We start from the raw sequence: 23,050 nt of genomic DNA, 5'->3' as shown, positions 1-23,050 counted from the left end.
GGTAGTTTCTAAGTCTACGAATTTGTAATGCGGGCCAGACTTGGTTCTGTGTTCTTGTAAACATTGGCCGCCGTTTTTCGAATCCCCTTGTCGACGGAGTGCGATCAGACATGCTTCCAACGGAACCAAAACCATCCAGAAAACGCCAAAATTATTTTGGTATGGTCAGCTTAGCAGTTTTAGGTATTGCCAGTCTGGCACTGGTAGTGACAACCACCATGGCTGTCGAAGACAAAAAGCCACAAAAGGCAGATGTCGGCTTACAAGGCATTTTGCCAGTTGAAGTTCCTGAAGATCTTTCAGAGTTTCCTGAAGGCTTGGAAGGGAAATGGGGCACGTGGGCAGATCAGGTTTCTGAACTGCTGGGTAAACTGTATGAATCAGATTTAACTCTGGATCAGCAGAAACAGACACTGGCTGCACTGCAGGCAAAGATCAAAGAGGCAGACGGCCAAGCCGCCCTCGCTGAATATAGCAGCCGCCTTGAGCGACGTGTGCAAATTGCTGATGCGGTTCTGCAAACACTGAATCTGGACTTGGGTGCCATCAAGGCCGCTCAGATGAAGAGAAAACAGGATCAGCTGGCCGCCGCCACCAAAGCACTCGTGAAATATTTGGACACATTGCAAAATGGCAATGGCTGGGTCGATTACCTGCAGTTGAACGATCTGCAGAAAGAACTAAAAAACAGTTATTCTGAAGTCGAATTGCTCGACCTGTTGAAATCGCTGAAAAGCAAGTACGAAGAGCGTGGTGCATTGAAAGATGCAGAGCAGAGAAAGTTCTTCAATCGTAAACAGTTCAAGAATCTCGAAAAATCCGTCAAGGCATTTTTGGCCGAAGCAAAGGGCGGAGCCACCAAAATCGATCTCAACAAAGTACGCGAGCAATTAACGGCTCTGGTCACGAACCTGGAAGATTACGAAGCTTCTCAAAGCAGCAAAAACGCCTTTGAAGCACGTAAATCTTATGCTCTGTTACGACAGGAACTCGAAGGCGGCCTGGGTTCGTTAACGAACGCTCTGCGAAATAATTACTTTAACTACAACTTGCGAGTGATGGTTGCGGAAGACTTTATCAACCGCTTGATCAACGATAGCACTTGTGAGACTGGTCCTGTTGTCGATTGCATTCTGGGTGCTTATGTCACAGGAAATCAGGCAACAACCACAGAAGTTGGCGTTGATTTCAAGCCTAGCGATTCTACACTTCGCTTTGACCTGTCACTCACCGGAGTGACGAACAGTGAAACTTCCGGAACGACGAGTCAGGCTGTGATTTATACTTCAGGTCATCATCAGTTCTGGGGTGGAAAAGAAATCAACTTCGACGGCGATACCTTTGCGACTCAGCCTGCCTGGGTGAAAGTAGATGCAAACAATACCACTGTGGGAGCCAGCACAAAACTGGATCGAATTCCACTATTGGCAGGCATCGGGCGTAGCATGGCTTACCGTCGTACTGAAGAGTTACGCGGCGAAGCAGAAGCGATTGCTGAACAACGTGTTCGTGATCGGGTTCGTCCTCGCTTTGATGAAGAAGTCGATGAACGAATCACGCGTGCCAATGATGAAGTGGGTGGCAAACTCAATAAGCGTCTACGAGACAACGGACTATTCCCATCAGCTCGCAGCTATGCTTCGACAGACAGCCATCTTTATATCCGAACTCGTTTGATGGATACCGGCGAATTGGCTGCCAATTCACCACCGCTTTTAATCAACTCTGATGAAAGTGTTGTTGTGCAACTGCACGAATCTGTGATGAATAACAGCATCTCGCGTATGGCTTTAGAAGGACGTAAAATTTCAGACCAGGATCTGATCACCGAATTCGAAAAATCGTTTACCGATATTTTCGATCGCGAAGTCAAACTGGAACGACCTCCAGTTGATTCAGATAAAGGTCCGAATATTCTCGCCTTCGATGAGAAAGATCCCATTCGGATTCAAATCATTGACAATACTTTGAATATCATTCTGCGTTGCGGTTTCGAACAAAAAGGCGAAACAGCAGTGCCAACACAGATCATTACGGTTCCTCTGCATTTCAATGTAGAAGGGGGCAAAATTCACATCACTCGAGGAGATGTCAAATCGTCTCCCGTTGTGCGACCTGAGCGAATTGCAGCTCAAATTGCCCGTGCTGGTGTTGTCCGTAAGAAAATGGAAAAAGCATTTCCTGATCGCGTTGAAGATTCTCAGATCAAAGCCAAATTGGAAAATCGAACCGTGTATCTCAACATTACCGGTATTGAAACCAAAGATGGTTGGTTGTCTCTGACTATTGGAAACGACTTAACAGTCGAAAAAAATGAAGAAGTACCGCCCGCTGTAGAAGTACCGCCTGCAGTACCTGCTGTAGAAGAGAAAACAGCAGCAAAATAAACTCAGCTCTCGAGCTGACGAATATTACTGAAAGAGGCGAATCGTTTGGTTCGCCTCTTTTTTTACGTAGTGTGATCTCATCATCCACACAGAATTGCTATTGGTCCCCCTGCTACGTCAACACTACAATGCCCCAGATGAATATGCGTCCAGAATGATGTAGCGCTGTCTGTTTCTTCTTCGTTTGACACTTTCTGCAGAGAACGGAACATGAAGAATGTGAAAATAACGCCTTCCGCTTCCGCAAACCGGGTATCTACCTGGAGCATCGCTTTGCTGACACTAACGAGCATCCTGGGCACGACTCAAGTTGCCTCTGCCGCTAACCAGTTTGATGGCTTTCTCAATTTTTTTCGCGTGTGTGATCGCGTTCCCGAGTTACCCCCGCCCCGAAACAAACTCTCTGTAGAAAAGCAAGCGGAGTTTAAAGCTGTCTGGACTCAGGTGGGAATCGCCGGAAAAAAACTGGAAGCTGCCTGGGAAAACTCAGTCCAGAATGATCCACTCATGCGACGCGCTTTGAAAGCCTGTGATCGATATATTCAATTAGAAATGCAGTACAACGATCTTAGTCGTCAGCTTAGAGCTCAATACGGGGCAAAGATGTTTCGTGAGATGGAAACAAAGTGGGCAAACTGGTCGAAAACCCAGACGAATGAATGGCTCGATCTGAAAGATTGTGACCTGATCCGACTGTCGCTCTGCGTGTTAACATATGGCGGTGATCAACGTTGGCTGAAGCAAGAACCATTTTCCCGGTTTGCGAATCAGCAAGCTCTGTTTTCTCAGTCTGACGATCATGTGACCTGGAATCAGACGAGTGAACTCAGTAGGGAAGAGAGACTTTCAAAGTCGATTCTGACCAAGCCCGAAAAGTTGAGTGAGGAAGACGCGATCGAAGTCTATAAAGCGGGTATCCAGTGGCTGAGGCAGCAAAACAGGAACAAATTGGTTCCTGAGATACCCGCCCGTATGCAGCAGTATCTCAAATTACGTGCCGAGGCTGACTATTTATTCGAAGCGGGTGAAACCTATTTAAGAATGACGCCGCGACCAGAGGTGGAATCAGCGAAGCAGGAACTTACGAACTTAATCAAAAAAGCGGCAGTCCTTCGACCCGATCTCAATGAGGCACTGTTGGAAGCCCATCAAGGTCAATGACAGCAGAATCAATAATCGATGTCGTCTGCTTCGATGGCTTCCTGCATGATCAGGTCGTAACGCAGGCTGGCGTCTTTTCCGAACAGCTGGTTGAATGTGGTGTCTGCTTCGATCTGACTGTCGATATCAATTTTCAGTAGAATACGATGCTTGGGGTCCAACGTTGTTTCTTTCAATTCGCTGGCGGTCATCTCGCCCAGCCCTTTGAAGCGACCAATTTCGTATTTCCGATTGGCAGCCAGTGATTCCACAATTTCTTCCTTCTGGGCATCATCCTGGGCGTAATGTTTTTCATTGCCCACCTTAATGCAATACAAGGGTGGTTGTGCCAGAAAGAGTTTTCCCTGCCGAATCAGTTCCCGCATATGCCGGAAGAAAAAGGTGAGCAGTAGCGTACTGATGTGATAGCCGTCACTGTCGGCATCCATCAGCAGGATAATCCGATTGTAGCGCAGATTCATAATTTCAAAGTTCGGACCGATGCCCGTCCCCAGCGTTTCCACCAGATCCTTGATTTCCTGGTTCCCCATGATTTTAGAGATTGCCAGCGATTCGGTGTTCAACACTTTTCCACGCAGCGGTAACACAGCTTGAATGCGACTGTCTCGCCCCATTGCCGCCGTTCCGCCGGCGGACAATCCTTCTACCAGAAAGAGTTCCGATTCTTCCGGCTTGTTGGAACGACAATCCAGCAGCTTGCCGGGCAATGTCGATTTTCGGTTCGTGACCGTTTTTCGGCGGACTTCCTTTTGTGCATCGCGACTGGCTGCTCGGGCACGTGCTGCTAACACAATACGACCGACGACCGCATCGGCAATGCTCGGGTTGTTATTCAGCCAGGTCTCCAATAGAGGACGCACAATGCCTTCCACGAAGCCGCTGACTTCGGGGTTGTTTAACTTTTCTTTGGTTTGCCCCTGAAACATAGGGTCGTTATGAAATACCGAAATCAGACACAACACACCTTCGCGGATATCATCTGTGGAGATTGTGACCCCTTTGTGCTTGATGTTATGCACGTCCATATAATTTTTGACTGCCTTGGCAATTCCGGAACGCAAACCACTCTCATGCGTTCCCCCGGCATGGGTCCGAATTCCGTTGACATAACTGCGAACCTGCTCATCGGTCGCATCGGTCCAGCGCATTACCATTTCTACGCGGATATTCTTGTCTTCCTTCTCCGCGAAAAACAGTTGTTCGTGAATCGGTTTTTTCTGTTGTTCTGCGGTCAGCTTTTCCAGATAACCGCGAATTCCTTCCGGGTGAGAAAGTTCGTACGTCTCTTTTTTGACCTCGTCTCGAAACGTGATCTTCAATCCGCCGTGAATAAAAGCGACATCTTCCAGGTGTTGGCGAATCGTATCTGCATTGAAGTGCACGCGACGGAAAATATCATCGTCCGGGCGGAAGTAAATTTCGGTTCCATGTCCGCGAAACGGTTTCACTTTTTTGACGGGAGTGGTGGGTTTTCCCCTTTTGTAGCGTTGAACAAATTGATGCCCATCGCGAACAACGGTGGCCATCATCTCGGAGGAAAGGGCATTCACGACAGAAGAACCGACACCATGCAAACCGCCACTACGTGCGTAGTTTTTATCAGAGAACTTTCCACCCGCGTGCAAGGTCGTCAGGATTAACTCCAAAGCCGACTTTTTGGTTTTGGGATGCTTATCAACGGGAATCCCGCGACCATTGTCTTTAACGCTGCAAGATGCACCATCTTTATGCAGGGTTACCACAATCGTATCGGCTTCTTTCGCCAGATATTCATCGACCGAGTTATCAACGACTTCCCAGAGCAGATGATGCAGGCCGCGGATATCAACTCCCCCAATATACATGGAAGGACGTCTACGAACCGCTTCCAGTCCTTCCAGGACTTCGATGTCTTTGGCGGAATATTGATTTGCGTCAGAAGATTTTGGTGCAGTTGCCATAATCGTTGTGATGAATTTCTCTAAATAAGCGGCGAACGGAAATAGTAATTATATGCGACTGTCAGAGACTCCGGAAGTTGAGATACGATCAGTTTACTCCTCATCGTCTCCCATTTCATCCCAGTCGACAATTTCTATCGGTGGATACAGGATTTCGGCAAAACCACTTCTCTGACTGGTTTTAACCCCTTTCCCACCACGCGAAGTCACGCCATATTTCATTTGTCCAAACGTCATTTTCTTGCCGCCCGTGTTAACAACCCGCAGGCAATCACTCGGACGCGTCAATTGCAGCGCCCCCATGACTTGGTCCCCTTTTTCCAGTTTGATGCCTTTGACCCCTTTACCGGCGTTAGAAAGCAGAGCTGCTTCTTCAATTTCACAATGCAGCACGCGGGCATCATTCGTGGCGATAAACATCGTTTCGGCATCCTCAACCAGACTGACATAGACGACACGGTCGTCTTTCCCCAGGCGGCAGTATTTGCGACCTGTTTTGGTAGAAGCAGTGCGGAACAGACTGAAGGAAATCCGCATGATCTGGCCTTTTTCCGTCACGATCAATACATGAGGCGTCGGAATCGGTTTTTTGCGTGTCGCCTTATCTTCAGGTGTAAAGCGACTGTCCGTCGTAATCGCGGCCACCAGTTGCGCGCCGTCTCCCATCCGGGCATGCTTGGAAAGAGGTTCGCCATATCCGGAAGACACAGGCACCAGCTCAATCGGTAGCGTATACGCGACGCCATCACTCGAGAAAAAGACAACATGGTCGAGCGTACTGCCCGGTGCGACAGCTAAAACACTGTCCCCTTCACGGGTACGCGTTTTGTCGAGCTCTCGGGTTTCGCCTTTGGTTTTCAGACGACCCACGCGTTTGATCCAACCCTCTCTGGTCACGACCACATTCGTATTTTCGCGAACAATATAAGCCTGGGGATCGAATTCGGTAATTTCTTCTGAAGAACCAAGCTTCGTCTGGCGTTTCTCGGGAAATTCAGCTGCCAGCTCATTTAGTTCGTTCTCGACGACTTTCCAGAGCCGCTTGTCGGACGCCAGAATCCGCCGGATGCGCTCGGCATCGGCTCGTTTTTCTTCCAGCTCTTCGCGAATCGTGTTAATTTCCAGCTTGGAGATGCGATAAAGTTGTAACTCGAGAATCGCCATCGTCTGAATTTCGTCCAGCGGGAAGTTGGCCATTAGTTTCTTGGCGGCGTCCTGCTTACCACTACTGGCGCGAATTAGCTTTAACGCTTTATCCAAACCATTAAAGACAATTTCAAATCCTTCCAGAATATGAATGCGTCTTAACAGCAGTTCCAGTTGATATTCAAACCGGCGGCGGACCGAGATAAATCGAAAGTCCAGGAAATACTGCAGCATCTCTCTCAGATCGCAGCGCTGGGGCACGAGTACATTCGACTCATCAGGCACCAGACAAGTCATATTCACCGAGAAATTCTGTTCCAGATGCGTGTGCTTATATAAAAAGGCCATCACGGTTTCGGGATCAGCATCCGGTTTGATTTCCAGAACAATTTTCAGGCCATTTTTATCGTCTGTTTCATCGGCCACATCCACTAGTTGGGGAAGTTTTCTCGTTTCAACAATCGCACCAATTTCTGAAAGGAGCGAACCTGTTTCGACCCCGTAAGGGACGGAATAGACGACGAGCCGGACGGGCCCTTTTGAACGAGTATTTGACTCGTGTTTCCATTCCCCGCGAACTTTGACTGGGCCGCGGCCTTCTTTATAGACCGTCGTCAGAGAGCGTTTGTCCGTAACAATCCGGCCTCCCAGCGGAAAGTCTGGCCCTTTGATGTATCTCATTAACTGCGCGACCGTCGCATCTTTATTATGGATGAGATAAGTACAGGCCTTGATGACTTCACCCAGGTTGTGAGGGGGAATACTTGTCGCCATGCCGACGGCGATCCCGTGGACCCCATTGACCAGCAGGTTGGGAAATCGAGCAGGCAGTACGACGGGTTCATCGCGGGTACCATCGTAATTCGGTCGCATCTCCACGGTCTGATAACGCAACTCATTCATTAAGTGTTCAGCGATACCCGTCAGCCGTGCTTCTGTATACCGGGCTGCTGCTGCGGGGAGCCCCATGATCGAGCCGAAATTCCCCTGACCGTTAATGAGCGGGCTTCTCAGGTTAAAGTCCTGGGCCAGTCGTACTAACGCGTCATAGACTGAAGCATCGCCGTGTGGGTGGTAGTTACCTGTTGTATCACCGCAGATTTTCGCACACTTACGTGGCTTGGCATTGGCCATTAAACGCAAGTCATGATACATCACATATAAAATACGCCGCTGCACCGGCTTCAAACCGTCTCTGACGTCGGGAAGAGCACGGGATGTGATAACCGACATCGCGTAGTTGAGGTAACGTCTTCGTGTGACATCGCTGATCGGAACGTATTCAATACGATCTGTTTCACTTCCAGCTTGTCCATTGGTCTTACTGGCTTTGCCTTGATTGGCTGATTTTCGCTTAGCCAAGAGTCTCTCCAAAAATCGATCTATAGTGTGGCCGGAATGACGGCAAGGGAGTCTCCGTCGATAGCCATTCAAAGTTATGGTTATTGTTCAGAATTCGGGATATTCCGCCTGGTAGTTTAAGGAAAATGTGTCAAATTTTCTGCCCGCGTAGAGATTGTGGATTGTATCTATTGAATCGGTTATTTAACAGATGAGGCCACTCGTAACCCGTTAAATAGACAATAATTCGGGAAAATAGGACGAATCGTCATTGTGGTTACAAAATGACTCATTCCGATGATTCCTGCCAGCCGAAATTTCAACTAGTGGCTTTCATTTTGAGAGGGTCACTGTCTGGCGATTGAAACATACAAAACCGACCGCAACTCTGGAAAGTCAAATTTCAAGATTTTCGGTCTTTGCGAAGCGACTATGCCTCGTTCGTGAGCCGTCACAGGTTCTGACAGAAGACAATTGATCATTAAAGTTGACTGACAGAGGTGAGATGACCCTCTGCCACAGTCTCATTGGTGGATAAACCACAATCAAATCCAGGGAGGGATTGTTATGACTCGTGCGAGTCTGAAGGTGACCCTGCTTACCGGGCTGTTACCGGCATTTTTACTGATGGCGCCAGCGATTAAAGCTGCCGAACCAGGTGCTGTCCAAAATGCAGTTGTCCAGCAGGAAAGCCACTCAAAAACGTCAAAGTATAATCCGATCAGCTGGTTTAAACGCAAGTTGACCCGCGTAACAGCCAAGCCATCCAGCGTACAGCAGATCGGTCATGAACGGGAAACGACTCCTGTTCCGGCCAGACGAAATTCATTTGCACAACGTCCTAAACTCGGACGTCGCAACTCGAATCATAGATATATTCAGCAGGTCAATAACCAGCCTCGAATGATTCCCACGGCTCCAGCTCGATTTGAAAACGCCCAGCAGGCGCGACCCATCAGCTACACCAACGGACATTTCAAGCATCACAAAAACTACACTGCTGCTCAACCATTGCCATCAGCAGAAGGCATGAGAGTCTTGCCTGGATATCCACAACTGGGAGCGCCAATGTATCCGTCTCCCAAACCAGGTATTCCCGATTATGTCGGCCGAACGATTATTACGAATCAGGCTCTGGCACCTCAGGAAATGTTGTACGCACACGAGTACGACGCCATGTACGGCCCTTATTACTACGACGTCAAAGGGGGCTGGATCTGGACTCCATTCGGCATGCGTTCACATGAACGATGGAAACTGCAAGGCACCCGGGTCAATGTGAAATATAAAACGAGTTTCGGTCTATTCCCTCGTTTCATTCCTCCACATATCAAGTAACGGCTTTCCCGGGAAAAGCTGTTGAAACCAGAAAACGTTTATCAGACTGAGTTCTAAATTCACTCAGCGATACGATCAGGAAAAATAACATGCACAATTTCACTTATAAATTAGCGGGCTTCGTCGCAGTCGCAGGCATCTGCACTGTCCTGTCAGCACAAAACCTGCAGGCAGGTGAACCCGGTAGCCTGAAAATAAGCCAGAATGCCGGCGCACCGATCAAACAGGTCGGTTACAACAATGATAAATGTGGCTGCAAACAAAACCACGTTTATTCCTACTCGAATGGTCCGTCTTACGCAGGCAACGATTGCCCGCAATGTCGTGCCGGTTCGGGAGCTTCTGCTGGTTCGAGAAGGTCTGCTGGTTTCGGGAAACGGGGTTCATTACGCGAATTTTTCCGTTGCAAATTTGGATACTTCATTCCAACTGGCTGCGGCGGAAAAGGCTGTGCTCCTATCGGGCGTTACAACATGACCTACGCCGTCGACCCTTATCAGTTTGATCCTCGCGATGGACAGCTCTATGGCGCTCAGGGTTATGGTGTTCCGATTGCCGTGCCGCTGGCTCCGAATGTACGCAGTACCTACAACTACGGTTGGGGCATTCCTTCAAGCCGTCTGACTCCAGTAACACGCATCGTTCAATAATTAAAACTATTATCCTCAATCGAGTCCAGGAAGATTGATATGAGAATTTTCAACGTGCAGATGCTTGCAATTCTGGCAGTGACGGGCATCATGGCTCACACTGTTTCGAACGCAAACGCTGAAGAGACAAACGGCACCATCCAGCAAGTAGAACATCACGTTCGCGGCGGTGGATATGGCTATAACTGTCCTGCCGGCTATTCGAATCGATTCGACGGCGATGGCGTGTATCGAAATTATCGTTCACGCGAAGGCTTGGCCTTCTTAAGAAAATGCCATACCTCGCCCGGTCATGGATGGTGCCCGCCATCAGCACAGCCGATTCAAAGAACGAACGTGCAATACCAGCGGTATTACTCAAATCAATACATGGGACAGGCGGGCCCAAGAGGTCCTGCGAATTACCCGCAGATTTATATGCCCACTGATACCACGCAACTCGGGTTCTACTATCAAAGCGTACCGACCTGGCAACCACGCGCAGGCATGATTCCTCCGCCACCAAATCCAAATATGTACCACACCCGTGATTGCCGCTCCTGCAGAGGAAACGGCTGCAAACACTGTCGTGGTGGTCAACAATACGGCGGTCGCCCTGTGTATTATTCCACAGGAAACCCGGGATCACCCCAGCCACAAGTCTCACCTCAACCGGAACCAGCTTCGCCAGCAATACCGCCAGCTCCTTCCAAGTTGAATCAGGCTTCCTACGAAAAATAAAACGGATTCTCCCAACGAATTCGTGTCACAATAAACGATACTGATGAAGGCAGAGTCACTCCAAAACTGAATGGAGTGGCTCTGTTTTATTATGCGCACACGGCTCATCAGCCCTCTTGATTCTCTCGGCAACAGTCCTTTCGCCAGATTCAGTGCTGAAAAAATCCGTCTTGACACCGCCGCGCCGCTCTCGATGATGCGCTACTTGCATCGGGCGCGCGAGTGAGCACTCTATTTCATGCTGACTCTCTGGCTCCCTGTGATTCTGCTCCCCATAAAACCCACTGGTTTGAAGCAAATTTGGGAAAAACTCAACACACAGTGGTCCCTGATCGCACGACATGATGCGCCAAACGGAACCAACTTCCGACACGCTTGCGACAACCTTGAACCAGGTACAAACCAGTTCTAACAAACCTGCGACACGCTTCCTGCCTTGACGTTCCCACGCCTCTCGCGAAGATACAATCAGATTCAAAAACAGTCTGACATCTAACCAAATGTTACTCATGAAAAGTTCCCTTAAGAAAACTGAGCGGCATGGCGCCAGCAGCCGTTTTACGCTAGGTGATCGTAACCATCAGAAGTTAACCATCACAAATCTACCAGCCCTTTCTCCTCACTGCCCTTGGGACAAGACCACGTCAAGCAATACCTTCACAGCAGAAAAAAATTTGAACCCTCGCATTCTATCCGATATGATCAACCAGACCGCAGATGAACAATGGGACTTAAAAATGTTCGTGCCTTTCGTGTTTTTCGTGGTAGCAAAAAATGAAACCATTCAACAAGAAAAAGATCGTCTGGTCCACGCTGGCCTTGCTAGGCCTCATTGGCACCCTCGCGGTTTATCAGATCAAGCAGGATGCCCGCGCGCAAACCGCATCCATCAACTCTATACTGGATTCTTTGCTACAGGGTGATTGTAAAATTCAGGTAGAACGCTGTAATCATCCCTCCAAAGAGATGCCCCATCCCATAACCATCGACGTCAATCAGGAACTCCAGGCGTTGGTGACTCAGTTGAAGCAGCTTAAGTATCAGACACAATTCGAACCAGGAGTTCCAGCTTGTGGCGACAGGGTTTTGCTCATATCGCTCTGCAACAATGAATACTCTGTGTGGATTTCTTCGTTTGGCGTGTTTCTCATTCCGGAAGGGGACGCAGCCCGGTATGCTTACTTCAGTCAATCCAGCAAAAGTACAGAGCAGAAAGTATTCAATCAGGCAACCACGTTCTTCGAATCGTTAGAATGAATTCAGTACAACGGTCGTCGACGATTCTTTAATCTACACCGAGAAAAATGATACACAGAGAAAAATGGCTAGGCCCGAATGTATTCTAGCCTAGTGCAGCGAGCAGGATGTGACTGGGAACGCACACCGATCACCTCTCAGTGGGTGGTACTGTTGGCTTGCCAACAGTGATAGAGAAAACGCGTTGTCAGTCACAGTAAAATCAAGGGGCAGACACATGGCTCTGCCCACAATAGTTTAAAATCGAACCAACTGATAGAGATCTCAAAACCGGACACAACGCACTGATGAAACATCTGCCGCCAGGAGTCGCTCTGCTACTGCTGGGCCCGTTTTTCGGTGAACTGGTCTCAGGGCATCAGACACTGTTTCAATTCATCAACCCGCTGAGTTTTGTCCTGTCGTCGCTCCCGTATGGTTTCGGTGCGATTATCTGTCGGGAATTGAAAGTCCGCTGGGGCAAAGGCTGGTTCGCGCTGGTGCTGTTGGGAATCGCTTTTGGGATTTATGAAGAGGCGATCGTAGCCCGTTCGTTCTGGGACCCCGATTGGGCCGAGCTGGGCGCGATCCGCGACTATTCATATTGGCACGGTGCGACCTGGCTTTACGCCGAAGTTCTGATTCATTTTCATCTGACCATCAGTATTCTCTGTAGTGTGGTGTTTGCGGAAATCATGTATTCTGATCAGCGAACTGAGTCCTGGGTCAGTAATCGCGGGCTCATCGCCTGTGGTGTGGGATTAGCACTCTGGATGCCGGCGTTGATGCTCCTTAATCCCTACATGCCGCCCTTGAGTGGTTTTGCGCTTTCCTGGCTGGCAATTGCCGGTTTGGTCTACGCCGCCTGGCGGCTGCCGGCGCAGGTATTTCCGCAACGCAAAGGAAAATCAGTCCACCCGTTCTGGTATGGCGTGATTGCCGCCGTGAATATGACGCTGGTGTTTGTAAGTGTTTTTGTGCTGCCGGAACTGAATCCTTCTTGGCTGCCCGCCTGGCCGATCACATTTGTGTTTGTTGCTTTGCTGGATGCGCTCACGTTCTGGATCATCATGCGCTGGTCAGGCAACGCCACAGACTGGGATGACCGACACAAGCTCGCGCTGATCATCGGCCTGCTCACGTTTTTCATCGTGATGGATTTCCTCAAGGATTTCGAATCCGATTTCACCGGGCTCAGCATCGTCGCAGCGATCACAGTCTGGGGCTTTCGCAAAGCATGGCTGCATGTGAAACAAAGATCCGAAACCTGCTCGCAGCGACTGTAGTAATCGGAAGTCTTTCCCGCTGTAAATCACCCGTTGGGCGGCCCCAGTATCTGAATCTACGACAGAAAACATTTGAACCCCTGGATTCGATCCGATATCATCATGCTGACCGAAGAGGAACAGCGGGAAGTGTTTCAGTTTCCTGCTGTGAGATGTGCAGTGCTCATGCTGGCACGCTCGGGTCTGGAAACTGAGACACGCAGTCCATCTTTTCTCATAAAGTACAAGTTCCATGAACCAGCCAACACCAGTGTCTCCTTGCGCTTCAACCAGGAATAGGGAATGGGCCGGCAGACAATGGCTCGTGCTCTGTTCTGTGTTCCTGCTGGGAATGTTGCTAACCCCGTTTGCGGTGCGCGCTGCAGAAAACAGTAAAGAAAAACAGCTGACGATCAAAGGCACCGTTGTCGATGCACAGAATAAACCAGTGGCGAATGCAAAGGTCTTTATCGATGCACGTGACCGGTATGAAGTCGGCTTGAAAAACCTCGAGACCAGAACTGATACGCAGGGTAAGTTTACGTTGACGGGCAACACCTACTGGATTCTGGGACAGACCTTGCAGGCGAAAGATTCTGATCGCCTGATGGCACAGCTCTACCTTTCCTTGTTGAAACATAAACAGCCCGACCTGAATCACCTGCGCCTGCAGTTAAAACCCCCGCGGCGTGTGGAGCTGGAAGTCGTCGATGGTACTGGAAAACCGGTTGCCGATGCGAAGACGGGCATCATGGCCCAGACGAAAGTCTGGGGAATTGGAACGACAGATACTCAGGGTAAAATTGCATTTCAGATCCCGCATGATGTGGAAATCAAATATGCCGTCGCGCTCAGTGATGGCCATGGTACAGACTACAAAGCTTATACCCTGAATCCGGAGGATGAATACGATCCACAAGCAACACCGCCGAAATTTCCCGATCATCCAGTCCGACTGACACTCGAGGGCACACAACCACTTAAAGTCAAAATACAGTCGACTGAAAGGAAACCCATCGCGGGCATCAGACTTGCACCCTGGAACCTGAATAAGCCCGACCAACCCAGAACACTGAATCTGGCAGCCGTGTTCTATGTCAGCAAAGTGTTGGAACAGACCACGGATGCAGAGGGGACAACCGTATTCAATTGGATTCCCCATTGGCAGAAACAACGGATCATCCTTGTGCACGAAAATGAGGAATATGCTCACCGGCGTATCGTCTATGATCCTGCCAAAAGTAATGGCACGCTGACGATACAACTGAAGCCAAAAGATTTCCCTGCAGATAAAGTCGATGCTCCCTGACGGAGCCCCAGTGATCGATAAAACGCGTTGAGAGTCACCGTAAAATCAGGAGAACCCCTCATGGTTCCGCCTGTGATTTTATTGAGATGAACAAGTTCGTCAGCGTTTCAAAATCACTAGTATCAATATGAAGTCTATGATATCCAGACAATCAAAGATGACAGAGCAAGCACAGCAAGATCATCTACAAGCGCAAATACAAACCAAATACTGGAAAATCTATCGTTGGTTTGGATGCGTTCTTTTGGGGGGCTCATTTATAATTTGGAGACGGAACGATCCAGAAGAAAAAAAAGTCGGTAACTATTTTATGGTTATGGCTGTACTGATACTCTTGTTGCTGGAAAGCACCAGATGAAATCGCAGAATTATTTCACGATATTGGGTAGGCCCGAATGCAATTCGGGCCGAGCGCAGCGAGCAGGAAACTGTCAGTGAAACAAAACAAAAACAGAGAACACTTCCCGATCCGATTCCAAAGAAGGGGCAGACCCACATTTTTGTGCTCCTGTCGTCACAAAAACAGAATTTTTAATGAATTCCCACTTCCAATTGCTATCATAAAGTCAGATTCCGTTTTTCTGAATCGGGTCCGTTCGAGATCCGAATTTCTGACACTGCTTGCCGGCGGGCACACGGCTTAAGCTAAACGATTCTCATAATCTGAAAGCAGATACAATGAAGTATCCCCATTTCCCAATGCCCGTGTTCGCACTTGTGCTAGTGAGCCTGTTCCTCCCTGACATGGCAATGGCGGCTGAGCCAGCCTCGCAGAAGAAAACAAAACAGGAAGCGGAAGATACGATTACCCTGAGCGGTGTCGTCGTCGATGAACAGGACAAACCGGTGCCTGGTGTGAAAGTATTGATCGAATGGAAGTATCTGGAACAGAAACGCGACGAAACCAAAACTGACAAGCAGGGACGGTTCACATTGCGCACTTCAAAAAAGAACGTGCGCGGCCAGATCATTCAGGCGATCACAGATTCAGGGCAGAAGCTCGCACAACGTCGGATTCTGCGACGAAATATTGATCAGGACCATGCTGAACATGAACTGCGACTGCAGTTGCAGCCTGCACGACGGGTGGAACTGCACGTCGTCGACGCAACCGGTAAGCCGATTGCCAACGCCAAAACGGGCATCATAGGCGGCTATCGGGACCAGGGCACCAACACGACCGATGGGCAAGGTCACGTCGTCTATCACGTGCCTCAAGATGTGAAAATTCAATATGTGTTTGCGGTCAGCGATGGGCATGGCGCGGATTATAAAGCCTACGTCTTACCCCGTGGTCAGTCCGGAGACAAAATTACGAAGCCGCCTGCGTTCCCCGATCATCCCGTTCAATTGAAACTGGAGGGAGCCCAGCCACTGAAAGTTCAGCTGAAAGAAACAGACGGCACTCCGATCGCTGGTGTGAAAGTCTATCCCTGGCTCCTGGACAAGCCGGATCAGACACAGGATCTGAACCTGTCTTATTTCTACCGTCTGGTGGAACAAACAACGGATGCAGAAGGCACGGTCGTCTTTGCCTGGATTCCTGACTGGCAAAAATCTCCGCTCACGATCTGGCCTCGGGATCAAGAGCACGTCCATCAACGGGGTAACTATGATCCGAAAATCGGTGATGGCACGTTGACCATCAAACTGCAAAAGCTGGTCCCGCTGGCAGGACGGGTGACGCTTCCCGACGGCTCGCCGGCCAAAAGAATCTCGATCTCCGCTTCTGGTGAGGGGTATCAATTTGACTCATTTCGTTCAACGGCACAGACAGACGAGGAAGGCCGCTACGTCATCAAGGCGGCTCCCAATATGGTTTATCTTCTGGTTGTGAATAACCTTGTGGTTGTGAATGGCAAAAAATGGGCGTCCAAGCCGCACACCAGCTTTGCGCTCTTGCCGGGTAAGCCTATCGAAAATCTGGATTTCCAACTCCGCCCTGCGACCCGATTATTTGGCCGCGTGACGCTTGGCTCTCAGCACGAACCAGTCAAAGGCCAGCGAATAAACGTCTATCAATATGGACAGGCCGCCAACAAGATACAGGGCGTGCAGTTGCCCAATCCGGAAAACAAAAATAAATGGGTGCAGCCAATTACCGTGCAAAGCACGTCGACAGACGAAAACGGGAAATTCGAATTGTCGGTCGGTGATGGCAAATATGATATTCGTGGCCCCAGACAGAACCCCGTTCAAAAATTTGAAATCGCAGGCGAATCGGAAAAGGAGTTCAATTTTCACGCCGCGCGACCGGAGAAAGGAATTCTGGAAGGCACCATCGTCACAGGTGACCCGCCTCAGCCAGTTCCAGATGCCGAGATAACCGGAATCTATCGCGCCAGCCTGGCAGGTATCGATATGAAATCGAAAACTGACGAATCAGGACAGTTTAAAGTCGAGCGCGAACTCCACCGCACCGTGATTTACGCCCGCAGCAAAGACAAAAAACGGGCGGGTGTCGTCGAGATCGGCCCGGATGATAAAACCGTGACCGTACTACTTCGTCCGCTGGGGAGCGCTTCTGGAAAGCTTGTCGATGCAAAAACAAAGGAGCCGATGCAGGAACGCGAAATCAGCTATAGCGTCAAAGTACACGAAGGCCCCAGCAATAACTCACCGTTTCGAAGCAGTTTTGGTGGAAAAACCAGAACCGATCAAGCAGGGCGGTTTGAGATCGTCAATCTGGTTCTGGGGCAGAAATACGACATCAATCTGGTAATTCGCCCGAAAGATCAACCTGACAGAATCAGTTGGCGGACCGTTGAGACAGTGAAAGCGGAAGACAGTCAGCCGCTCGACCTCGGCGTTGTAGAAGTCTCTCCACCTCCGACTCCCTATCAACCTCCCACGCTGGAAGAGCGGATCACCGCCGCATTCAATGTGAAAGGCACACCCCTTGAACGCTTCAACCGATCAAAACAGGATGCCAAAATCACGATGCAGCATCTACTAATTCTGTTCGGCGAACCCAAAGGAGACGCTGTCCAGCAGTTGATGAAACTGCGATACGAAGATCAGGACGTGCGCGAGGCGCTGAATTCGTTTGTCGTTTTGGCCATCGACACATCTGCCGACAAGCGAACCGCCGCTGAGGAACTCGCAAAAACGCTGGGAGAAAATCTTGACGGGGTCCATGCTGACTTCTTTCTGGTCATCACCGACGAACAAGGCAAACGTTTGGCAAATGTTGATGCCAGTTTGCTTTCGACGGACGGCAAGATCAGCAAAGAAAAATTCCTTGAGTTACTAAAAGCACACACCGTACCAACGCTCGACGCACAGGAACTGCTGGCGACGGCTCTCAAAAAAGCGAAAAAAGAAAACAAACGTATCATCATTCAGGAAACCGCCACCTGGTGCGGTCCCTGCCGACTGCTCTCCCGGTTTCTGGTTAAGGAACGCAATCTCTGGGAACGCGATTATATCTGGATCAAGATCGATCACCGTTGGACCGGTTCCAGCGAGATGATGAAAACCATGCGCGCCGGTGCCCAGGGCGGCATTCCCTGGTGGGCCATTTTAGACAAGGACGGCAAAGTGCTCGTGACCTCCAACGACGAAGAAGGCACAAACATCGGTTTCCCCGGCGAGCAAAGCGGCCGCGTCCATTTCCGCACCATGCTGGAAAAAACCGCCATCCGTCTGACGCCAATGGAAATCAATACGCTCGTCGAGTCATTGAAGCAGGAAGAATAATAACCGCGTTCAAGTCGGTTGTGGATCACTTTGATTAGAGAGGGGGCAATCAAATTCGCGAAACGGCGGCTAGCGCCGATCCGCTCACTTTCATTGTGATACATTCCCTGTGTGAAGGATCGCGTTTGCTGTGAATTGTTCTTAGTCTATATCAACCCACAAGAACTGGAGTAGGAGGTGACAGGGAAAGCACGCCGATCACCTCACAGTGGGGGGCACTGTTGGCTTGCCAACAGTGATCGAGAAACCGCGTTGACAGTCAACAGTTAGTTTCAAGGGACAGACCCATGTGTCTGCCCGCCTCATAGACTCTTCTTAGTTCTCTCTTTGACTCACAAGGCCGCTTCATATGTCTTTGGATTACTCATTCGCATTAGACACCACAGATCAGCCAGAGGATTTACTGCGCTGGATGGAATCCACTTTTTCCATGCAAGGACTTTCGGATAAACCATACGTGGTTGTCTTGTCTAGCCTAAATTGTCCATCAGAATTTGTACCATGTCAACCAGTACTGCCTTTTGGCAAAAGTTCCTGTTCTTTTATGAAAATCGCGTGATGTTTTCCGCGGGCCCGCGCCTGTTAAGTATTCAAGGCGTTTTCAACTTCACAAAACAGATACCAAGAGAAAGCCAGTTCCATGAGCACATCAGCGTCCACTGTGACCAAATCGAATCGAAAAACCCTGGTTCTCCCATTGCTCATCATCGCCATCGGCAGTGGCTGGTTACTCACCACGTTGGGGCTTGTACCCGGCCTCAACTGGATCTGGGTTCTCGGCCTGGCGATCATCGGCCTGTTATCGTTTGCCGTCAGTGGCATCGATAAATCTTCAGTCGTGATCGGCCCCTTCTTTCTGATCGCGAGTTGCCTCTCTGTCTTGCGTCAAACAGGACGCCTCACATTTGATGTCGAAGTGCCGATACTCGTGATAGTCATCGGCGCGTTACTACTCATCGCCCGCAGCAAATCGATCCCGCTGCCCGAATGGATGATCCTGGAACCAGACAATAAAACTACAAAGTGAAAGCTGTGGAGCTACAACGAGACTTACAATCTTCCTCGTCTTCAGTTTCTTTTAAACGGCAGTCAACACGGGTTTCACCTCTGTCGTCATAAACTCACTTCGTTGAAAAAAATGACTCGCGTGTTGAGTGGACTTTTGTATGATAGAGGTAAGTCCTTTCTCTTCTCATTTCTGCGGAGTTGATCGCCATGACGATTCGAACAATTCTTATCGCCGGTTTTGTCTGCTGTACCATGCCCCAGGCCGTTCAGGCGGGAATGCCTTCTGTCGGTTTGACCGAAATTGCCAGCCTGCGGCTGCAGTCGATCTCGTTCTTTCTGATGGTGCTGCTGGTCAGTGCGTTTGTTTTCAAGCTGCTCTGGAACCTGCTGGCAAAGGATTTTCCCAAGTTGCCCGTGCTGTCTTACAAAGGGGCCTTGGCGGGAACCGTGCTCTGGGGACTGATGTTTCTGTTTGTCTTGACCATGATCTCCGGTGCTCGGGAACTGCTCACGCCCGGCGCCTGGGAAAAAACGGGTCGCACTTATCAATTGACTGACTCCGAGGCCGAAGAGTTAGGCACGCCCGAGGAGCTACTTGAAGCACGCCGCAAGCAGCTTGGTGAATTGCGGTCGGCTCTGTTTATGCACGTCGCCACCCATCAGGGGAAATATCCCAAGAACGCAGACGATGCGACCTTCGCAGAAGAATTCTGGTTTCAGCCCGGTGACCTGCGCGTGAAGTACGGTTACGTGATCGGCGACAAGAAAACCGCGCCCGCTGAACCTCTCGCCTTCGAGCAGGCTGTGTACGACGACGATCAACAACTGGTACTCTTCACCGATGGAGCCATCAAAGTGCTGCCCCTTAAAGAAGCACAGGAGGTGCTCAATGGAAAATGAATCGACTGAGCTACCAACAAAGAAAAACAGGGTCAAAATATTTCTCGTGAGCGGAAGTATCCTCATTTTATTCATCTGCGGTCTTGCATTCGTATTGTTCCTGGCCTGCCTGGGTGTGGGGTACCCGATTCAAATTCTGTTTTATACATTCGCGGGCTGGTACTTGTTTTTAACACGAGTCATCTCACAGATAACAATGCCTGTTTCCAGTTTGGTATCGGCCTTCGTGTTGGTCGCGATCATGGCGGTGGTGATTCAGTTGCTGGGAGTTTATGCCATAAGGCGTCTACGACAACAAAACAAAACCGCAGTTCCGACAAATTGGCGGTTTCGCTGGACCTGTGCCGTGCTGGTATTGTTGACTATTTCCTTTGCGGGTGGATTTGCTGTGGTGGGGGTCGCCCACCAGAGTGCCTGGCTAATGACCAGTGATGAGAGCTTGATCCGGAACAGTTCCGAGGCTAGAAGTCGTGGTCAGTCTAGATCTAATCTCAAGCAGATTGGTCTGGCACTATATAATTATCATGATTCGCATCAGCAGTTGCCGGTTGGCGGCTCTTTCAGTCAAGTGGGACAGCCTCAGTATAGCTGGGCCACCAGTGTCCTACCTTATCTGGATCAAGGTCCCCTGTATCATCAGATTGATTTTAATCAGGCCTGGAATGCAGAACCGAATCGTAAGGTCTTTGAAACAAGGTTAAGCATATTGGAAAATCCCGGATTGGATTACGCTTTTGATAATGGAAAAAGCAAGGAAGAAAATGCCAAAGGGTATCAGCCCTCCCACTATGCCGCCAACAGTCGGGTGTTGAATGTGAATTCAGGGCTGGTGCTTGAAGAAATTACCGACGGCACCTCCAACACGATCATGGCTGGTGAAATTAAATCTGGAATCAAGCCTTGGGGCGATCCTACAAACTTTCGTGATCCGGCACTGGGCATTAACAAAAGTCCCCGCGGTTTTGAGAGTCCGTTTAGAGGTGGGGCACACGTTTTAATGGGCGATGGCAGAGTTAGATTTGTCAACGAGAACATTGATCCAGAATTGCTCAAAGCCCTCAGTACGCCCAATGGTGGTGAACCAGTGGGCAATTTTTAAATTCAATGAGAGTCAGGTGTTACCATGACCACTGAAGCCATCACACGAAAAGAAAAACGACTGCAGCGCAGAATTATCGCTGTGGCTGCAGTTTTGTTTGTCGGCTTCCTTACCCTCTGCATGGGCATCGTGTTTCCCATTCAAATTGGATTCCAGTTAGTCACCGGCTGGACCAACTTCATCGCGCGCACTCTGCCTGTGCTCATGATTTCTACCGAACGGACGGCTTGGTTCCTGTTTGCTCTAACTCTGTTTACGCTGGGAGTTCATTTTGTTTGTAAAAGACTCTTTCACCGAAAACAGGCGTCTGAACCGGAGTCTGTTGATGTATCGGAAAAATCAAACTGGCATCTGCGCTGGACGCTCTCGCTGGCAGTCATGTGCCTTTTACTGACAATGAGCGGCATCTGCGTCATCAGTATGACGCATCAAACCTGGTGGATCATGACGGGGAAACCAGAGACATTTCTGGAAAAACATGATCCGCCCTTTCCTGTCTTATCATTCTGTCGCGACTCATTCAGAGCCAGAGCCTCTCTGGATAATCTCAGAAATCTCGGATTTGTAATGCACAACGATCATAAAGAATCCCGGCAGTTACCGATCGCGAGCACCTTCAATGAAACGGGAAAGCCACTTCACGGTTGGGGCGCGCAACTATTACCTCACTTGGATCAGGTAGAGTTGTATCACAGTATCGATTTTCATCAGCCCTGGACGGCTGAAGTGAACCGTGCGCCTTTTCAAACCAAAATCTATGTGTTTCAGAATCCCGGAATGAATTCCGATTACGATAATGGCAAGAGCAGTCAAGAGGCGTACCAAAGCTATTGCCCCACGCATTACGCGATGAGCAGCCGTCTCTTAGCAGCAAGTGGGGAATTGGATTTCAATCAGATCACCGACGGCATTTCGAATACAATACTGGGGGGCGAAGTGAACTCAAACATCAGACCCTGGGGTGCTCCGCTGAATGTTCGCGATCCCGCCCGGGGGCTCAACGGAAGCCCGCACGGCTTCGGCGGTCCCTCCCCTAAAAACACTGGCATGGTGTTCGTAGATGGGTCGGCTCGCTTTATTTCCAAAGACATCGACCCACAGGTGCTCAAAGCCCTCAGCACTCCTAACGGGGGTGAAGCGGTCGGGGAATTTTAAATGGGTAGAGATCGTCTATTGGCAATCGGTGATATTCACGGCTGTCGCACTTCACTCGAGTTGTTAATCGAAACAGTACAGCCGACGTCTGATGATTTGCTGGTCATTCTGGGCGACGTCATTTCGCGCGGGCCGGATACGCGTGGCTGTATTGAGCTGCTGATGGAATTGCAGGAAACGAGACCGCTGATTTGTCTGATGGGAAACCATGAAGAGATGATGCTCGATGCCCGCGATTCGGAGATTGCCTGTGACAGCTGGATGTATTTTGGTGGCGAGGAGATGCTGCTCTCCTATGATCCGCAGTATCTAAGAGCTGATATTGAAAATGTGCCCGAGACCCATTGGGAATTCCTCGAAGGCTTTCAGGATTATTTCGAAACCGATCACGAGATTTTCGTGCACGGCATGATCGACCCGGATGTTCCCTTGCAGGAGCAGGACTCCACAGAGTTTCGCTGGCGCAAATTTACTGATGTCCGACCGCATCTATCCGGCAAACAGGTTATCTGCGGGCACACGTCACAGAAATCAGGCATCCCGGTGAATCTGAAGCATTCTATCTGCATCGATACCAACGCTTGCCGCGGCGGCTGGCTGACTTGCCTGGACGTCAACGGAGAAGTCGCCCATCAGACCAACGAGGATGGCGAATATCGGATGCTGGATATGAATACCATCGCTGAGGAATAATGT

Annotated in this window: 16 protein-coding genes; 14 read left to right on the top strand and 2 right to left on the bottom strand. The window is 49.7% G+C overall.

What is annotated here, in order from left to right; all coding sequences use genetic code 11:
- The first annotated feature begins 110 nt into the window (after positions 1 to 110).
- On the top strand, positions 111 to 2,387 hold the full coding sequence (locus tag AAC022_RS11310; RefSeq protein ID WP_339730989.1) for a hypothetical protein: 2,277 nt from the start codon (positions 111 to 113) through the stop codon (positions 2,385 to 2,387).
- A 210-nt stretch (positions 2,388 to 2,597) separates the two neighbouring features.
- Positions 2,598 to 3,548 carry a hypothetical protein gene (locus AAC022_RS11305; protein WP_339730988.1) on the top strand — a complete coding sequence of 317 codons (951 nt, stop codon included), beginning with the start codon at positions 2,598 to 2,600 and terminating at the stop codon, positions 3,546 to 3,548.
- An 8-nt stretch (positions 3,549 to 3,556) separates the two neighbouring features.
- Here the strand turns inward: AAC022_RS11305 and AAC022_RS11300 are convergent, their stop codons facing one another.
- Positions 3,557 to 5,488: a DNA topoisomerase IV subunit B gene (locus AAC022_RS11300; RefSeq protein WP_339730987.1), complete on the bottom strand. Its 1,932-nt coding sequence runs from the start codon at positions 5,486 to 5,488 to the stop codon at positions 3,557 to 3,559.
- A 93-nt stretch (positions 5,489 to 5,581) separates the two neighbouring features.
- Entirely contained in the window at positions 5,582 to 7,996 is a 2,415-nt protein-coding gene (locus AAC022_RS11295) for a DNA topoisomerase (ATP-hydrolyzing) (protein WP_339730985.1), read from the bottom strand.
- A gap of 546 nt (positions 7,997 to 8,542) precedes the next feature.
- On the opposite strand from AAC022_RS11295, the gene AAC022_RS11290 reads away from it, so the two are divergent.
- The 12 genes from AAC022_RS11290 to AAC022_RS11235 all read left to right on the top strand — a co-directional run bounded on the left by AAC022_RS11290 (position 8,543) and on the right by AAC022_RS11235 (position 23,047).
- The gene (locus AAC022_RS11290; protein ID WP_339730984.1) at positions 8,543 to 9,313 is read left to right on the top strand and encodes a hypothetical protein; all 771 of its coding nucleotides are present in this window, start codon (positions 8,543 to 8,545) and stop codon (positions 9,311 to 9,313) included.
- Positions 9,314 to 9,402: 89 nt separating this feature from the next.
- On the top strand, positions 9,403 to 9,963 hold the full coding sequence (locus AAC022_RS11285; RefSeq protein ID WP_339730983.1) for a hypothetical protein: 561 nt from the start codon (positions 9,403 to 9,405) through the stop codon (positions 9,961 to 9,963).
- 39 nt (positions 9,964 to 10,002) lie between these two features.
- A complete protein-coding gene (locus AAC022_RS11280) occupies positions 10,003 to 10,683 on the top strand; it encodes a hypothetical protein (protein WP_339730981.1) in 681 nt (226 codons plus the stop codon).
- A 774-nt stretch (positions 10,684 to 11,457) separates the two neighbouring features.
- Positions 11,458 to 11,940 carry a hypothetical protein gene (locus AAC022_RS11275; RefSeq protein WP_339730979.1) on the top strand — a complete coding sequence of 161 codons (483 nt, stop codon included), beginning with the start codon at positions 11,458 to 11,460 and terminating at the stop codon, positions 11,938 to 11,940.
- Between the two features lie 287 nt (positions 11,941 to 12,227).
- Positions 12,228 to 13,205 carry a hypothetical protein gene (locus AAC022_RS11270; RefSeq protein ID WP_339730977.1) on the top strand — a complete coding sequence of 326 codons (978 nt, stop codon included), beginning with the start codon at positions 12,228 to 12,230 and terminating at the stop codon, positions 13,203 to 13,205.
- Positions 13,206 to 13,437: 232 nt separating this feature from the next.
- Positions 13,438 to 14,493: a carboxypeptidase-like regulatory domain-containing protein gene (locus AAC022_RS11265; protein ID WP_339730975.1), complete on the top strand. Its 1,056-nt coding sequence runs from the start codon at positions 13,438 to 13,440 to the stop codon at positions 14,491 to 14,493.
- Positions 14,494 to 15,171: 678 nt separating this feature from the next.
- Positions 15,172 to 18,192 carry a DUF6795 domain-containing protein gene (locus tag AAC022_RS11260; protein ID WP_339730974.1) on the top strand — a complete coding sequence of 1,007 codons (3,021 nt, stop codon included), beginning with the start codon at positions 15,172 to 15,174 and terminating at the stop codon, positions 18,190 to 18,192.
- A gap of 640 nt (positions 18,193 to 18,832) precedes the next feature.
- Positions 18,833 to 19,219 carry a hypothetical protein gene (locus AAC022_RS11255; protein WP_339730973.1) on the top strand — a complete coding sequence of 129 codons (387 nt, stop codon included), beginning with the start codon at positions 18,833 to 18,835 and terminating at the stop codon, positions 19,217 to 19,219.
- Between the two features lie 188 nt (positions 19,220 to 19,407).
- A complete protein-coding gene (locus AAC022_RS11250) occupies positions 19,408 to 20,100 on the top strand; it encodes a hypothetical protein (RefSeq protein ID WP_339730971.1) in 693 nt (230 codons plus the stop codon).
- Positions 20,090 to 21,199, top strand: a complete 1,110-nt coding sequence (locus AAC022_RS11245; protein WP_339730969.1) for a DUF1559 domain-containing protein — start codon at positions 20,090 to 20,092, stop codon at positions 21,197 to 21,199. Before AAC022_RS11250 ends, AAC022_RS11245 begins: the two co-directional genes overlap by 11 nt.
- A gap of 24 nt (positions 21,200 to 21,223) precedes the next feature.
- The gene (locus AAC022_RS11240; RefSeq protein WP_339730968.1) at positions 21,224 to 22,354 is read left to right on the top strand and encodes a DUF1559 domain-containing protein; all 1,131 of its coding nucleotides are present in this window, start codon (positions 21,224 to 21,226) and stop codon (positions 22,352 to 22,354) included.
- Positions 22,355 to 23,047, top strand: a complete 693-nt coding sequence (locus tag AAC022_RS11235; protein ID WP_339730966.1) for a metallophosphoesterase family protein — start codon at positions 22,355 to 22,357, stop codon at positions 23,045 to 23,047.
- The last annotated feature ends 3 nt before the right edge of the window (positions 23,048 to 23,050 follow it).

It is taken from the genome of uncultured Gimesia sp. (assembly GCF_963976445.1).
Classification (GTDB): Bacteria; Planctomycetota; Planctomycetia; order Planctomycetales; family Planctomycetaceae; genus Gimesia.
This window is presented reverse-complemented; position numbering and strand designations above follow the sequence as displayed.